At 54.3% G+C, this 15,541-nt stretch carries 13 protein-coding genes and 1 pseudogene; 11 read left to right on the top strand and 3 right to left on the bottom strand.

Annotation, left to right across the window (positions count from 1 at the left end):
* Nucleotides 1-124: 124 nt before the first annotated feature.
* Complete coding sequence (locus ACR0NE_RS17330; RefSeq protein ID WP_170597744.1) at nt 125-1,072, bottom strand: hypothetical protein; 948 nt, start codon at nt 1,070-1,072, stop codon at nt 125-127.
* A 173-nt stretch (nt 1,073-1,245) separates the two neighbouring features.
* Between ACR0NE_RS17330 and ACR0NE_RS17325 the strand changes: the two genes are divergently transcribed.
* The 7 genes and pseudogenes from ACR0NE_RS17325 to ACR0NE_RS17295 all read left to right on the top strand — a co-directional run bounded on the left by ACR0NE_RS17325 (nt 1,246) and on the right by ACR0NE_RS17295 (nt 9,742).
* Nucleotides 1,246-2,037, top strand: coding sequence for a hypothetical protein (locus ACR0NE_RS17325; protein WP_170597742.1), 792 nt, complete (start codon nt 1,246-1,248; stop codon nt 2,035-2,037).
* A gap of 211 nt (nt 2,038-2,248) precedes the next feature.
* Nucleotides 2,249-3,061: pseudogene (locus ACR0NE_RS17320) on the top strand (nucleotidyltransferase domain-containing protein).
* Nucleotides 3,062-3,425: 364 nt separating this feature from the next.
* Nucleotides 3,426-5,156 carry an ATP-binding protein gene (locus ACR0NE_RS17315; protein WP_170597737.1) on the top strand — a complete coding sequence of 577 codons (1,731 nt, stop codon included), beginning with the start codon at nt 3,426-3,428 and terminating at the stop codon, nt 5,154-5,156.
* Nucleotides 5,153-6,493: a sigma-54-dependent transcriptional regulator gene (locus tag ACR0NE_RS17310; RefSeq protein ID WP_170597735.1), complete on the top strand. Its 1,341-nt coding sequence runs from the start codon at nt 5,153-5,155 to the stop codon at nt 6,491-6,493. Before ACR0NE_RS17315 ends, ACR0NE_RS17310 begins: the two co-directional genes overlap by 4 nt.
* Before the next feature lie 125 nt (nt 6,494-6,618).
* Nucleotides 6,619-7,629 carry a TRAP transporter substrate-binding protein DctP gene (gene dctP / locus ACR0NE_RS17305; protein ID WP_170597733.1) on the top strand — a complete coding sequence of 337 codons (1,011 nt, stop codon included), beginning with the start codon at nt 6,619-6,621 and terminating at the stop codon, nt 7,627-7,629.
* 68 nt (nt 7,630-7,697) lie between these two features.
* The gene (locus tag ACR0NE_RS17300; protein WP_170597731.1) at nt 7,698-8,330 is read left to right on the top strand and encodes a TRAP transporter small permease; all 633 of its coding nucleotides are present in this window, start codon (nt 7,698-7,700) and stop codon (nt 8,328-8,330) included.
* 11 nt (nt 8,331-8,341) lie between these two features.
* Nucleotides 8,342-9,742: a TRAP transporter large permease gene (locus ACR0NE_RS17295; protein ID WP_170597730.1), complete on the top strand. Its 1,401-nt coding sequence runs from the start codon at nt 8,342-8,344 to the stop codon at nt 9,740-9,742.
* A gap of 458 nt (nt 9,743-10,200) precedes the next feature.
* Here ACR0NE_RS17295 and ACR0NE_RS17290 read toward each other — a convergent pair whose 3' ends face one another.
* Both ACR0NE_RS17290 and ACR0NE_RS17285 read right to left on the bottom strand, forming a co-directional pair.
* Nucleotides 10,201-10,644, bottom strand: coding sequence for a hypothetical protein (locus ACR0NE_RS17290; protein ID WP_170597728.1), 444 nt, complete (start codon nt 10,642-10,644; stop codon nt 10,201-10,203).
* 37 nt (nt 10,645-10,681) lie between these two features.
* Nucleotides 10,682-11,077 carry an antibiotic biosynthesis monooxygenase family protein gene (locus ACR0NE_RS17285; RefSeq protein ID WP_480459789.1) on the bottom strand — a complete coding sequence of 132 codons (396 nt, stop codon included), beginning with the start codon at nt 11,075-11,077 and terminating at the stop codon, nt 10,682-10,684.
* A 76-nt stretch (nt 11,078-11,153) separates the two neighbouring features.
* Between ACR0NE_RS17285 and ACR0NE_RS17280 the strand changes: the two genes are divergently transcribed.
* From ACR0NE_RS17280 to ACR0NE_RS17265, 4 genes are all read left to right on the top strand, one after another.
* The gene (locus ACR0NE_RS17280; RefSeq protein ID WP_170597726.1) at nt 11,154-11,642 is read left to right on the top strand and encodes a MarR family winged helix-turn-helix transcriptional regulator; all 489 of its coding nucleotides are present in this window, start codon (nt 11,154-11,156) and stop codon (nt 11,640-11,642) included.
* Between the two features lie 268 nt (nt 11,643-11,910).
* The gene (locus ACR0NE_RS17275) at nt 11,911-12,900 is read left to right on the top strand and encodes an AraC family transcriptional regulator (RefSeq protein WP_170597724.1); all 990 of its coding nucleotides are present in this window, start codon (nt 11,911-11,913) and stop codon (nt 12,898-12,900) included.
* A gap of 124 nt (nt 12,901-13,024) precedes the next feature.
* Nucleotides 13,025-13,852 carry an oxidoreductase gene (locus ACR0NE_RS17270; protein ID WP_170597722.1) on the top strand — a complete coding sequence of 276 codons (828 nt, stop codon included), beginning with the start codon at nt 13,025-13,027 and terminating at the stop codon, nt 13,850-13,852.
* Nucleotides 13,853-13,899: 47 nt separating this feature from the next.
* Nucleotides 13,900-15,501 (top strand): aldehyde dehydrogenase family protein, encoded by a 1,602-nt coding sequence (locus ACR0NE_RS17265; RefSeq protein WP_170597720.1) that lies wholly within the window; start codon nt 13,900-13,902, stop codon nt 15,499-15,501.
* The last annotated feature ends 40 nt before the right edge of the window (nt 15,502-15,541 follow it).

Here is a 15,541-nt window from a genome sequence, read left to right as displayed (position 1 = left end):
GCTGTCATCTCCTCGATCAAGAAGCAACCGGAATTTGTGCCTCAAATTGATATTTTTTGCACAACTTAATGCTCTCGCGATTCATGCGGTGCCGAAAGTTGATCTTTCGGTTCAAGTACGACCGCTATTGAGTGAAGAACGGACCAGCGATCTGACGCGCGTCTTCAAAATTAGCAGGAGGGGTGTCAACTATCACCGCCGAAAGGCGGATTACTGCCGCGAGATCAGGACCGACAACGTTTTTTGTTCCAATCGCACCGGTGCTGCCTTGCTTCCCTGTTGCACCCGGCCTTCCGTCACTCTCATTCTCTTGCGATCCACCTAGACCGGTGCAACCGGTGCCACCTCGACCTTGCCTGCCGCCTGCGCCGCCCCCCCCAGGGCTTCCGGCCGCAACGATCAGTTGATCGCCGCTGACTAGTCCTTCGCCAAACAGGAGGTCTATCGTGCCGCCGTCGCCTGCGTTGCCGCCGGAACCGCCGTTTCCGCCATCACCTCCCGCATGCGCTCCTCGATAGGCCCCGAAACCGCCACAGTTGCCGTCACGACCATCCGTGCCCGCAGGGCCTTGGCCTCCAGATGCACCGTCACCTCCGCCAAGTTCAAATCGCAGTGTTGAGGCGAAGGTCCCGAAGGCCGCCAGAACAACACCACCATTTGCTCCGTCTCCGCCATCGATCGGCCCTATGGGACGTGTCGAAGGTGACATCGACACGCGGATCCGTCCATTTCGGATTTCGCGAGCAAAGAGGGCCAAATGACTGTCGGCGTTTAAGACTCGACCTCCAAGCTCAATCTCGTTTGCGATGATGACGGTCCCGGCTGGCAACCTGATGTCGTCACCTAGGGTGAGCCGGTTTGCGGTAAGAACAGTCGTTTTTGGCACGTCATCTAAAAGGACATCACCACAGCGCTCCTGATCTCCGACATTACAGTAGACGACATCTTCGAGTTTTGGTTTCAGGAACTCTGATACTGCGGGGATGACACCCGGGATACCGAAAAATGCCATCAAGCCCGAAAGAAATACCAGTCCGCCTAAGACCGTGCCAACACGCTGTTTCGTCATCATTCCTTCTTTCGACAAAATAAAAACGTTCATTGCAAAGTCCAAAGAGATGGTAATTTTGCGGCATACAGAGATCAAGCGCACTGCGCTGGATCAGGATGAATCTAACGTATGATCTTGCTTCACCACCATTGGTAAATTCCGCTACAGCCGCGAACCTAACAAAGCAGACCTTGATGCCAGTTCATTTAACGGAAGGTTTTGTCCGGAAGTTAGGGTTTACCGCGTTTGCGGGGGCGCGTGCCGTGCTCGACTTCTGGTCTGGGCTGCAGAATACCAAATCCACCGCGGTCCAGCTGAATATCCATCCGGTCCATGTTAAGGCACTGATCCGGCATAATGTTCTGGAAGCCTATCGTTTTGGAACGTCTCTGCGCTATGTTCCATCGTCCACGGTACAGACCTTGCTGACTAGGCTTGAAGGCCTGCGCATTGCCTCTCGGGCACGTCATAGATTGCCCCTCTCGGAGTACAGCCGACAGAGCAGGGTGGCCCTGGCTCGCGTTGTCGCCGATTGGGTAGCAGGCCGACTGAGCGGCGTTTGGAGAGATCCGGACGTAGAGGGGTTGGCTGGAATTCTTATAGACTGCGCTGAGATCTTGGAAAAATCGGAGCGCGTGTTTTCTGGTGATCTGTCGCTTCTGGATGCAGCGGCGCGCTTGAGAATTAGTATCGGGTCAATCCGGCTCTTGCGGGATTGTGGATACCTTAAGCAGGTAAAGCTGCGAAACCCGGACACGCAGCATTATCGTTGCTACATCACTGAAGAGAGTATTCAGGCTTTTGAAAAACACTATGTAACGCTGGGCCAAATGGCAGAGCAGTTTGAGATCGCCGCGATCCATTTGGCTCCGGCACTGGATCGCAGAGAAGTTGAGACAATCCCCTGCGAGGCTGGATTTGTTCGTGCCTACCCGAACGAGACACGAGACGTGGTTCGGGAACTGGCGACCAGAGTAACGAGTTAATCTGACTTGATAGTCTCGACGGATATTTGAACCAGTGCGCTGCGGAGTTGGCCAGATACTCTACCGCGCATGCTCACCAATAATAGCAAGGTTTGGGACATGATAATGCCGCCTCCGATGGCCATAGTTCCGCGGTTGCTCGCCTAGTTCCTGTTGACAAAAACTGTGTTGTACCTTCCCAGATGGCTGTCTTGACACTGCGAGAAACACGATGACCCGTCCAACTTTCACCTCTAGCGTTTCGCCTGAGATCGAGCAGGTCATCCAATCTAAGCTCACCGCTTTAGAAGCAGATCATGATGTCCGAGTGCTGTTCGCCATTGAAAGCGGCAGCCGCGCATGGGGTTTCCCGTCTCCCGACAGTGACTACGATGTACGCTTCATCTAAGTACACCGGCCAGACTGGTATCTGAGCATTGAGCCCGGTCGCGATGTCATCGAACTGCCCATTGAGGGCGATTGGGACGTAAACGGGTGGGATATTCGTAAAGCGCTTGGTTTGTTGATCAAACCTAACCCCGTGATGTTGGAATGGTTATCCAGTCCTATCAGGTACAGATGGAATGATGCGATATGTGAACGGCTGATTGCCTTCGCAGCCAAGACGACCTTCGGCGAATCCTGTCTGCACCACTATCGCAACCTGGCACAGAAACAGTGGGACAAGCATGTTGGTGAGAGCCAGGATGTGAGCTTCAAAACGTATTTCTACATCCTGAGACCCGCCTTGGCGATCTCCTGGATCCGGCAGATACCCGATACGCCACCCCCAATGAACCTGCATGATCTCATTAAAGATCAGGACCTATCTCCTAACCTACTCGGGCATATTAACAGGCTTTTGGTGTCAAAAAGCAAAACCAAGGAAATGGGCCGTGGGCAGCGCATAGCGATCGTTGACGATTTCATACAAGATCAAATGGCGTGGGCAGCCGTGATGAAAAAGAACGAAGATCGCCACGACCTCATGGCCGAGGGTAATTGCTTGCTACGGCACATCGTTAAGGAAAATGTCACGGCCTGAAATGCCAATATCGAAGGCATGTGACAGCAGATCGGGCGTTCAACGAGAGACCGGTGCATATAACACCCGAACTGCGATGTGCAGAGGCTTTCTGCTATTGTCTTTTTTCCAAGAAATCAAAACCGGACCCTAGTGCAGCGTGCGGCGAATATTCCAAAGGAAGCCCATTTCAGTCATATTGGTTTCATGCTGCGCGCGCGCGAAGTACGACAGATGTTGCTGGCGCAGAAAATCAAACTCCGTAACGCAGCTGAAAACTGGCCGTTCATTCACAACGCAGCAGTGTCTTACGCTCACGCCCAGCGTGTGGGATAGACTATCCCAAGCTACTATGCTCCTATCTTATGGGATCAAAGGGTGCTTAATGCGGTCATCGTCACATATTGCGATCCTGGTTACTGCAGTTGTCGCCAGCACCGGCCTTTACCTGTCATCTTACAGGTATTTCCTTTCGGAAGAGCTTTCGAAAGCACAGGGACGGCTTTCTCTTTATCAAAGTTCGGTCACCGCTGAGTTGGAGCGCTTTTCGCATCTCACATACGTAATGGCGCAAGACCCATTTGTAATCGGAACTGCGCAAGGTGACAGTACCGGAATTCTCAATCAGAGATTCGAGGATTTTGCAACACAAGCAGGCCTGGACGCGATTTATCTAATGGATCGGAATGGTGTAACGATATCGGCTTCCAACTACCGTGAGGCCGGAAGTTTTGTAGGACAGAATTACGCGTTCCGCCCATATTTCCAAATGGCTCTTTCCGGCGACCAGGGGCGGTTTTACGCGATCGGGACAACAACAGGATTGCCGGGTTATTTCATTGCCAATGCGGTGCATGGCGAAGCAGGAAAACCAGCCGGTGTCGTTGCTATTAAGATTGATTTTTCCAACCTTCAGGAAAGCTGGAAACACTCGGGCGAGCAGGTTCTTTTGGCTAATGAAGACGGCATCGTTTTGCTTTCTTCGAACTCGGATTGGCAATATCGCGCGTTGAAGCCATTGTCAGAAACTCAGCAAGAACGGATTCGAGCTGCCAGGCAATTTCCGGGGCAAGACTTAGATGCGTTGGATTGGGTTGAATTGCCGGGAGACCAGGCCAGAATTGCTGGTACGAAGCGCCTGCACCTTGCAGCTACGGATTTACCCCATGGCTGGTCGCTTCACTATTTTGCAAGTGACGATCAGGCCGTAGCACGTAGTTGGCTTGTAACTGCAGTCTTTGTCCTTTTGGCGGGGCTCGCATTTATCTTTTTCCAGATACAACGCGCAAGGCGAGTAGGCGCGGCCTTAGTGCGGTCCGAAGAAGAAGAAGCAAAGCTGCGGGAGGCAAATGAAAGGCTCGCTATCGAAATCGACGACCGCACGACAGCCGAGCGGAGCCTGAAACGCACCCAAGGCGAGTTGGAGCGCGCAAGCCGATTGGCGGCTCTGGGGCAATTATCCGCGTCGGTCACGCATGAACTGGGCCAGCCCATCGCTGCGATGCGCAATCACCTGGTGGCAGAAGAGATCTCATCTTCCGGTGAGTCCAAGCTGCCGCAAAAAATTGGAAGTCTGGTCGACAGGATGGAAGGGATCACGCGCCAATTGCGGTTCTTTGCGCGTTCAGAGAGTGAGGCGTTTGACGACGTAGACTTATGCACTTCGGTCAATGCCGCTTTGGCTCTGGTTGCGCCAAACATCGAGCAGGGTAAGGTGAAAATCTCAGTTGATGCGCCGACCGGTCCGGTCTTTATCCGGGGCAGTGCACTGCGGATCGAGCAGGTCATCACCAATCTTTTGCGCAATGCGATTGACGCGATGGACGAAGTGGATGCACCTGAAATCCATATCGCTGTCGTAGCTACTGATGATGAAGCGGTGTTGGAAATTCAGGACAACGGTCACGGGTTGGGCGAGGCAACGCTGGCTGAGTTGCAAGAGCCATTTGTAACCACAAGAGAGAGCGGGAGAGGCATGGGCTTGGGGCTGGCCATTTCCACCAGCATTGTCAAAGATCACGATGGCACAATGGCGGCCCGAAATCGTGATGGCGACGGAACAGTTTTTCGCGTCACCTTCCCGATAGCCTCAAATACTGAAGAAACGGACGAATGACCCAGCAGCAAGCCTTCAAGGTTCTGGTCGTTGATGATGACAAATCGATGCGACAATCGCTAGTCGAGTTGCTCGAAGCCGCCGGCTGGACTGTTAGCGCCCTGTCGCGCGCGACCCACGTGACGGAACATCTGGCCAACGCCTCGCCCGATGTCATTTTGTCTGATGTGCGTATGCCCGGCATGTCGGGGCTTGAATTGCTGGCCAGCCTGGACAGGAATGTGGCGCCTCCGGTGGTATTGATTTCGGCACATGGTGACATCCCGATGGCCGTTCAGGCCATACAGGATGGGGCGTATGGGTTCATCGAAAAGCCATATGAACCACGGCGATTGCTGACGGTGCTGAGGCACGCGGCTGAACAAAACCGAATGCGGAAAAGCAATGCTCGCCTAAAAGACAGGCTGTTTAAACTGTCAGGCCTTGACCGCATCCTGCTGGGTCAAACAGACGCCATTACAGACTTGCGAGAAGAAGTACTTGATCTTGCCGATACATCGGTTGCGGTTTTGTTGCAGGGAGATACGGGCACCGGGAAAGAGCTGGTTGCCCATGCTTTACATGATTTGAGCCGCTCGCCGGAGGCACCGTTTCTGGCGCTGAATTGCGCCGCATTGTCGGCCGATACGTTTGAAGCGGAAATGTTCGGCGTCGCGGGTGAATCCGACGGAAGGCTTGTGGCGGCATCAGGTGGAACCTTGTTTTTGGATGAAATCTGCTCGTGCCCACCTTTGGCGCAGGCCAAGTTACTAAGGGTCATCGAAGATCAGCAGGTCTTACCAGTGGGGGCTGTGTCGCCGCTGCCGGTGAGCTTCAGGGTCGTGTCAGCAACCAACGAAGACGTTGTACTGGCAGCCGAGGAAGGCCGCCTGCGTCAGGACCTTTTGTTTCGATTGAATACCGTCGTCCTGTCCTTACCTCCGTTACGGCAAAGACGAGATGATCTGGTTCTGCTAGCAACGCATTTTTTGAGCGAATACGCGCAGGTTTACGAGATAGACGCGCCGGAGCTTGATCAGGACGATTTGGCTGCTCTGCTTGCCCATGACTGGCCCGGCAATGTGCGTGAATTGCGCCATGTTTGCGAACGGCGTATTTTGGCGGCCCGACGCGGAGGAGGGTCGGTGGCGCAGGCTATCCAAAGCGATCAGCAATTTGACGAAGTGCCAGATACGCTGCGCGAAGCGGTTGCAGCTTTTGAACGCGAGCTCATCGGCAAGGCCATAAAGGCGCATAAAGGCCGCATGGATGCCGCCGCCGAAGCGCTCGGGATTGGCCGCCGAACGCTCAACGAAAAGATCGTCAAACTCGGTCTCGATAAAGAGACGCTGTTGTAAGCGAAACCACTCTGCGGATATCCGCAGGGAAACAGAAATTCCTCGCGCGTTTTCCTTCATAGGCAGGCTGCTGCGCATCCTGAATACTCTGCCCAAACACATTGCGTGATCTGGGAGGAGCCATTATGCGCAAACATCTTAACCGGGCGGCCATTGCCGCCCTGTCGCTGACCGTTGCATCCGAAGCACTGGCTGTCGAATGGAATGTTTCCCTGTGGGGCAAGCGTCGTGCCTTTACTGAACACGTCGAGAAACTTGCCGAACTGGTGAGCGATAAGACGGGCGGTGAGTTCACACTCAACATCAGCTATGGCGGCCTGTCGAAGAACAAAGAAAACCTCGATGGGATTTCAATTGGCGCGTTTGAAATGGCCCAGTTCTGCGCTGGCTATCATCGCGACAAAAACCCCTCGATCACGGTTCTGGAACTGCCGTTTCTGGGTGTGACATCGCTGGACCAAGAGGTGGACCTGTCGATGGCAGTCTATCAACACCCGGCCGTTGTCGAGGATCTGGCCCGCTGGGACGCAACCTTGCTGATGCCTTCGCCGCTGCCGCAGTACAACCTTGTTGGCGTCGGTGAAGCGCCCAATTCCTTAACTGATTTCGAAGGTCTGAGCGTTCGGGCGACTGGCGGCATCGGTAAAGCGATGGAGACGGTTGGGGCAGTTCCGACATCGATGTCTGCATCCGAAGTGCGTCAGGCAATGGACAGCGGCATCGTCAAAGCGGTCAGCTTTGCGCCACACGCGCATATGTCCTTTGGCACCATTGAAAATGGCAAGTGGTGGACGACGAACCTCAATCCCGGCACCGTCAACTGCCCTGTCGTGGTGAACACGCTGGCGCTGGAAGATCTGTCTGACGAACACCGCGAAGCTCTGCTGGGATCGGTGGAGGAGGCATTGGATCACTACGTGAGCCACTACCAAACCAAAACGATGGAAGCGTGGGGCCCTGAGCTGGATCAACGCGGCATCGAACGAGTCACTTTCAGCGATGAAGAAATCGCAGCGTTTAAAGAAGCCGCTGCCGCCCCCGCGGCCGAGGCCTGGATTGCAGAAAACACCGAGCGTGGCCTACCAGCACAAGAGCTCTATGATCTTGTGACTGGGAAGATCGCAAACGGCAGCTAATCCACTCACAACCCGGCGTCGGTCAAGCTGGCGTCGGGTACCTTTTTCCCTGACAGCGGAGCAAAACGATGGCCGGGTCATCCCTGGTGCTGTCCAACGACAGCCGTCTCAGCATTCTCGATCAACACCTCTACAAACTGGAAAGCTTTCTGGCCTTGATCAGCGGTCTTGCAGTCTTTTCGCTGATGGTCATGGCCGTAGTCTCCGTTGGTGGTCGGAACTTCGCCAACGCACCACTTCCCGGTTACGTGGACTGGATCGAGCAGGCCATGCCGTTAATCGCCTTCATGGGGATTTCCTATGCGCAGCGTGATGGCGGCCACATACGAATGGACATGGTTGTTGGAGCGCTTAGAGGCCGGACGCTCTATATCGTTGAGTTCATTACAACCGCTGTCATTCTGGCGCTGATCGTCTTGCTGATCTGGGGGAGTTGGGCGCATTTCGCACGCAGCTTTGACTTTGGTGCGCCACTCTGGAGCCGCGACAGCTCTATCGACATAGGTATCCCGTTGTGGCCCGCAAAGCTGTTGGCCCCCGTCGCCTTTAGCGTGCTTTGCCTAAGGCTTGTTCTACAGCTCTGGGCCTACGGTCGCGCGATCCGACACCCCGATCAAGCACCTATTGCCGTCCCACTAATAGCCGATGCAGCCACTCAAGCTGCAATGGAAGCCGAGCACGTCTCCGGCCACGACAACTGAGGTTAAAACTGATGGAACCCATTGATATTGGTCTGATCGTCTCGGGCGGTATGCTTGTTCTTGTGGTGTTAGGGATGCGCGTGGCCTTCGCCGCCGCGACAGCAGGCATGGTTGGTCTGATCTGGATCTTCTGGGCCAAGTTTGGTTATGACCCGGCGCGGTTCGGCAAGGCTGTGACTGTGGCCGTCAAAACAGCAGGGCAGGTGCCGCACTCCAAGATTTCAAGCCAAGCGTTGAGCCTTATCCCGACTTTCATCCTGATTGGCTACCTCGCCTATTACGCGGGCCTGACCAAAGCACTGTTCGAAGCCGCAAAGCGTTGGCTGGCATGGGTCCCCGGTGGGCTGGCGGTTTCGACCGTTTTCGCAACCGCTGGGTTTGCGGCGGTATCCGGGGCCTCGGTCGCCACATCCGCTGTGTTCGCCCGTATCGCCATCCCCGAGATGCTAAGGATCGGCTACGACAAGCGTTTTGCTGCAGGTGTCGTCGCTGCAGGCGGTACGCTTGCCTCGCTCATTCCGCCTTCGGCCATTCTGGTCATCTACGCGATTATTGTCGAGCAGGACGTTGGCAAACTGCTGTTGGCCGGATTCATCCCGGGCATGTTCTCGGCGGTAATTTATGGCTTGCTGATCATTGGCATGGCCGTCGTGATCAAAGGATTTGGTCCCGCAGTCTCAGGCTTTACATGGAAAGAGCGTTTCATGTCTCTTCCGCCCGCACTGCCTATCTTGTTTGTCGTCGTTACCATCATCTTCTTTGTCTACAACCCATTCGGCGGCGATGCTTGGGGCACGCCAACCGAGGGTGGCGCAATCGGTGCCTTCGTGGTGTTCCTGATGGCACTGTATCAGGGTATGCGCTGGGCCGAACTCAAAGACGCGCTTTTGGAAACCGCCAAGCTGAGCGTCATGATTTTCACGATCATTTGGGGCGTTTTGGTCTACGTTCGTTTTCTTGGTTTCGCCGAACTGCCGAGCGCATTCTCCGACTGGATTACCTCGCTTGAGATGTCTCCGATGCTAATCCTGATCTGTATTCTTCTGGCTTACGCTGTACTGGGAATGTTCATGGATGCGATAGGTATGCTGCTCCTGACGCTGCCGGTAGTTTACCCTGCCGTCATGGCGTTAAACGGTGGTGAAGCCGTAAGTGCAGCCGAAAGTACCTTCGGCATGTCCGGGCCGATGTGTGCCATCTGGTTTGGCATTTTAGTTGTCAAAATGGCTGAGTTTTGCCTGATCACGCCACCTATTGGGCTGAATTGCTTTGTCGTGGCCGGCGTTCGTGATGACTTAAGCGTTCAGGATGTTTTTAAAGGTGTAACGCCCTTCTTTCTGGCGGATGCTGCAACCATAGCGATGCTCGTTGCTTTCCCTGCTATCGTTCTGTGGCTTCCCGGACAGGTTTGAAGTGGTTTTCCGATGGGTCCAACGGCGATTGATAGGTTCGAACTCTCTTGCATCCGAAAATGGCCATGCTAGCAGTTGGCGTTCCGAATACGAACTGGACCAATGACAGCTTACTAAGCCTGGTTTGCGTCGCGGTAAAAGACTCGCTGCAATTGCAAAGCGATGCTGCGTCAGCCAAGGCGGAATTGCCAATACCGGCTCTGTCCGCGAGGCAGCCTTTCGCACTTGTTCCACTGAACGGCCATCACTCAACCAGAGATCGCTTCACATAAAACCGCTTCAGCGATGTTCGCGGTTTGTTATGGTTAGCACTTTCAAGTTTTGGTTGTTCTAAGCGACCAGTAGGCCGACATTGTGTTGGATGTATCTTGATATCCTCTTGGCGCAACAATGCACCAATTCGTCGCCTTCGCTCGAATGTCGGCAATTTCGCTAGCACTTGGATTAGAATCGAGCTTTCAGCGTAGGCGCTTAATTTTGCCGGTCATTCGCAAGCCATCACGAATGTTCAGTCCCATCATTGTGAGGTTGGCCGCCCCGGCGATCAGCTCAACCACCTGAACCGTGTAAAATGTACTGTCGAACTCGCCAGCGGCAGCTTTGCCAGCCAGAAACCAGGCTGCGGGTACGAGAATCAGCAAGCCGTTTAGCGCGATTATCGGCATTCGGGCCTTCTTGGCTTTCGTAAGCGCATCCTTGCGTTTCCGGCCCATTACCATGCCCGATCCGCCAGCAATCGCCATTGCCGGTATGAGGATGAACATGCCTTTTAGGATCATTGCCTTGACGGTTGCGACTGTTTCATGGCTCGCAAAGAGCTCGCTGGTGGCCGTTGATGTCCAGAAAAGGAGGATCATCACAAAGCCGATGCCGCCTGCGATGGCGTGAATCTTGGTTTTCATTGCGGTTCCCTCAAATTGGCTTCTGGAAAGGGCTTCGTCAGGCCGTGCAGCAATTTGGCACCGCAACCTTCTCGAACAGATGGGGGGCGGTTACAGCGCTTGAGGGATAGTGGCTGAGCTGCTGCTGAAACTCGGGGTTTGAAAACGCGGCGCGAAAGTCCGCCACAGCCTCCCAGACCGCGTAGTTCATATACATGCTGCCGTCACCAATGGCTTTATGCAGCTGGGTGCTGATGTAACTTGGCTGCTTTTTCATCCATTCGGCATCGCTCTTCCAAGCTTCAACCAAGGCGATTTGGTCAACAGGATCGACTGTGAAGAGATTGACGAGAACGACGGGTCCAGCGTCGACGCCCAATTGCCGTTCAATGGGAAACTCCGGGTCTAGGGGTTTGAAACTTACCATTGCAGTACTCCTTGAAAGCAACTTCATTTTGGTGTCATGTTGTCATATTTAGGAAGCACTAAACACAATGACAATATGTTGTCAAATAAAATGAGGAGTCGATATGCCTAACGAGCGAAGGACCGAAGCAGGAGAAGCCGTCACAGCCTTGATACTGGATGTGTTTCGGCTGAACGGTCGATTGCAGCTTGCCGGTGATCGGCTCGTATCAGAACTGGGTCTAACAAGTGCCCGATGGCAGATCCTTGGTGCCATTGCCTATTCTGATCGACCGGAATCCGTTGCCTGGCATGCACGGACGATGGGCGTTCACCGGCAGGGCGTACAACGGATCATCAATGAATTGAGCAAAGAAGGCATGGTGGAGTTTCAGCCGAACCCACACCACAAGCGGGCGCAATTGGTCGTACTGACCCCAAAGGGGCAGGAGTTATACGAAGCCGCGATTGCGAAGCAAATCCCATGGGTGAATGAACTCTCGGAAGGTCTGCCGCCCGATGATATTGCGACAGCGCAAAATGTTGTTGACCGTCTCAAAACACGCCTTGAAGAAGCCTCAATACGAGAGGTTCAGACCCCAAATCAGAGCTGACGCTTATCCAGAGTGCAGCATCGGTTATTCTGGGCTCGGAACCGACCTCTGAGGCAATCCAGCAATAAGTGTAACCAAAATGGTCAACGTCGGGTTCGAGAGGAACACGATGCTGGGGCTTCGCTGTTGCTCTATCATATTGCGCCAAAGGACCATCAGAACACGCCAAAGGGTTTCAAGCCTCTGGCGCGGTGGAAATCACATGCGAATATAGGATGCGCTAATACACTCGCTTCAGGAGGCGAAATCGCCAAACCGTCTTTACCCAATGGCCAAGTCTATTACACAGTTGGCCAAGTTGTTGAGAATCTCGCCCGAGAAGGTGTTTCTCCGAGCCGGGTTTCCACGTGATTTCCTGCGCAACGAGGGCAAGGGGATCACGCCCGCGCAAGTTTTCGATCTGTGGCAGGCAGTTGAAGAAGAAGCCAAGCGCCCAGAATTGCCGCTCGTCTTGGGCAAACTCTTTGCTCATGCGCCATTCACGCCCGCGATATTCTCTTTCTCCTGCTCGCCCGATGTACGTACCGGGCTTCAACGACTGTCGGTGTTCAAACCGCTGATGGCGCCGATCACTCTGGACCTGTCCGAGGACGATGATTGCCTTCATGTTGCAATCGGTTCAGTCGATCCCACCATTCAAATCCCACCGCGAATGCTCTGGTTCGAAGCACTTTACCTGCTGGAGTGCGCCCGTTGCCACACTGCCGAGCATATCGTGCCAGCACACGTGAAGCTTCCAGTCATTGAACATCCGGGTGAGGAATTACTTTCGTATCTGGGACGCCACCCAACGCCTGGCGCAAGCATTTCCCTTCGTCGCGAAGACGCGGACCTGCCCCTGATCACTGAAAACGAGGAAGCCTGGCCGGAATTTGAAAAGCAACTTCGTCGCAAGATGGAGTCTTATGAAACAGACACGCCCATCGTGATGCGCGCCAAGCGGGCTCTACATGACATGTTGCCTTCCGGTGAGGCAAATATTGAGGCGATGTGCAAGAGGATGGCCATGTCCAAGCGCACGTTGCAACGCCAACTGAAGGAGCAAGGTGAGACCTTCCAAACTCTGCTGGAATCAACCCGTTTAGAACTGGCGATGCACTATCTGAGTGAGGAGGGGCTAAACGTCGAGGAAATCTCTTATTTGCTGGCATACCGCGAGCCGAACTCATTCTATCGCGCGTTCCAAAGCTGGACCGGCATGACCCCGGCCGAGGTGAGGGATATGTCGGAACTTAGTCCGCGCCCACAACGCAAGTGAACTGCCGCGCTATCGTACGCTCCAATCTGCGTTTGTATCCGGAGATTCCGATCGCATCGACTTGGGCCAAACGGAGCAAATGATCCGGTACAAGACAAGTTGTCCAAAACAATTGGAGAAAATAATGGCAAACACACAGCAAGTTGCGCTCGTTACCGGTGCATCGTCGGGCATGGGTAAAGTGATTGCTCAGCAACTGATCAAGGATGGATTGACTGTCGTCGCCGCCGCCCGACGGGTGGAGCAAATGGACGATCTGAAAGCGCTCGGCGCGCATCCTGTTGCCATGGATGTCTCGGATGAGGCCAGTCGCAAATCCGCTGTCGCTGAGATCACCAACAAGTTCGGGGGCGCGGATGTGATGGTGAACAATGCGGGTTTCGGACTTTATGGTGCGGTCGAAGACGTGCCGATCGAGGAAGCACGCTATCAGATGGACGTGAATCTGTTCGGTGCTGCCGCGTTGATACAGGAACTGCTTCCCGACATGCGCGAGAAACGTGCGGGCAAGATCATCAACATAACGTCGATGGGTGGCAAGATCTATACGCCCTTGGGTGCTTGGTATCATGCCTCGAAACACGCTCTCGAAGGTTTGTCTGACTGCCTGCGGCTTGAGCTGAAACAGTTTGGTATTGACGTGGTTGTGGTCCAACCCGGCATCATTCAGACCTCTTTCGGAAATGTTGTCGAAGGCCCGATGCTGAAGTTTTCGGGCAATACGGCCTATGGACCGATGGCCAAAACCGTCGCCAAGGCAACCGCCGAAAACTACAAGGATGGTGGCGGCTCGTCTCCACAAGTGATTGCAGATGTTGTGTCCCGGGCGGTGAAGGCTCGCAGACCCAAGACCCGCTACGCCGCCGGAAAATACGCAAGCTTGATGATGGGCGTCCGCAAATGGTTGGGCGACCGTGCTTTCGACCGCATGGTCATGTCGATCGCTCGCTGATCCTGCTTTCCCCAACTCGCTCCGACCGAACACTTAAGGACAATCAGATGAAAACCAACAACGCCATTACTCACTTGAACCCGCAGAAATGGGCCGACACCTCTCCCGCCGAGAGGTTAGCCCTACTGGAAGCTGTACGCGAAAACCTAAAGAAATTTGGCGGTGAACTCGCTGCCTCGGACACGGCCATGAAGAATGATCAGATGGGTGAAGAGATTTATACTGACCCGTTATCAATGATCGCCACGATTGTTCCGATGGCCAATACCGTTTCTGCTGCAATCGACGTTTATGAAGGCATCGTGCATGGAAAGATGCCGGAACCGATCAGCATCACCAAAGTTGGTAATGATCGCTATGACATTGCGGTCTTCCCAATCGACACCAAGGACAAGCTGATGAACGGCGACCGGAAGGATTTCATTCGGGTCAAGGGCGAACCGAAGCAAGTGAATCCGATGGACAAATCTGCCGGGATCACCGCCGTATTGGGCGCAGGGAACTATTCGTCGTCTTTGGAGATGCTCAAGGCAATCTTCTTCGACAACAAGGTCGTGGTGCACAAACCACACCACCTGAATGCCGATAGCGATAAGGTTTGGGAAAAGGTCATGGCCCCGCTGATCGATCATCAAGCCCTGGCTTTCGCTGATCACGACCAAGGCCGTGTGCTGACGACTGATACCAGGATCGACAAGATCTACTTCACGGGCGGTGCGGGTACCGCCAAAGCAATTCAAAGTGCCACCCAGGCCGAATTGATCTCCGAATGCGGAGGCAACAACCCGGTGATCATCGTGCCGGGCGACCGCCCTTGGACCGATAAGGAAATCGCTCATCAAGCACACCAGATAGTCACGATTAACAAGCTCAACGGTGGAGCTGTCTGCGGTCGGGTTCAAACATTGGTAACCTCGAAACACTGGGCCCAGCGGGATCAGTTCCTGGATGCCATTCGCAAGGCGATCGTCGAAGACACGCCCGCCGAGGGCACCTATTATCCGGGGGCTGGCGAGGTGAAAGACGGGTTCCTCAACGCCTATCCGCAAGCTGAGCGGCTGTCACCGGAGGGCGGTCTGTTCAAGGCGGCTGAAAACCTGCTGATCACCGGGATCGAAGTGGACAGTTATGGCACACGCAACGAGGCTTTCTGCCAGATCACAGGTGAGGTGCCGTTGGACGTGCCTGCCAACGCTACCGAATTCCTGCCCGCTGCAGTTGCCTTCTGCAATGAAAAGCTGCTTGGCACGTTGGGCAGCGCAATCCTGATCGACGAGGACACCAAGAAAACGCATCAGGCTGCTCTGGACCGAGCGATAACTGATATGGAATACGGCGCAATTGCCGTAAACGCCATGCCACCATTCATCTTCCTTTCACCCTGGTTGACATGGGGCGGCAACGAAGAAGGCAAGGAGTTCGTCTCGGGAGTCAGCAATTTCGGCAACGCCATGTGCTTCGAGAATGTCGAGAAATCGATCTTGACTGCTGGCTTCATGTCGCCTGGTCACATGATAAAAACCAACAAGGGCGCCTTTGACACGCTGGCTACGGAAATGGCCAATTATGCGGTTGAGCCATCCTGGCGAAACCTAACATGCCTGATGGGTGGTGCTATCATGGGTGGTTTCCGTCGGAAGGATTTCTGAGGCCAGTAACCCGGAGCCACGGTGCGTTGTACGTGATGAC

This window comes from Ruegeria sp. C9 (assembly GCF_056537585.1).
The sequence above is the reverse complement of the archived record's forward strand: the minus strand, read 5'-3'. Positions and strand labels throughout refer to the sequence as shown.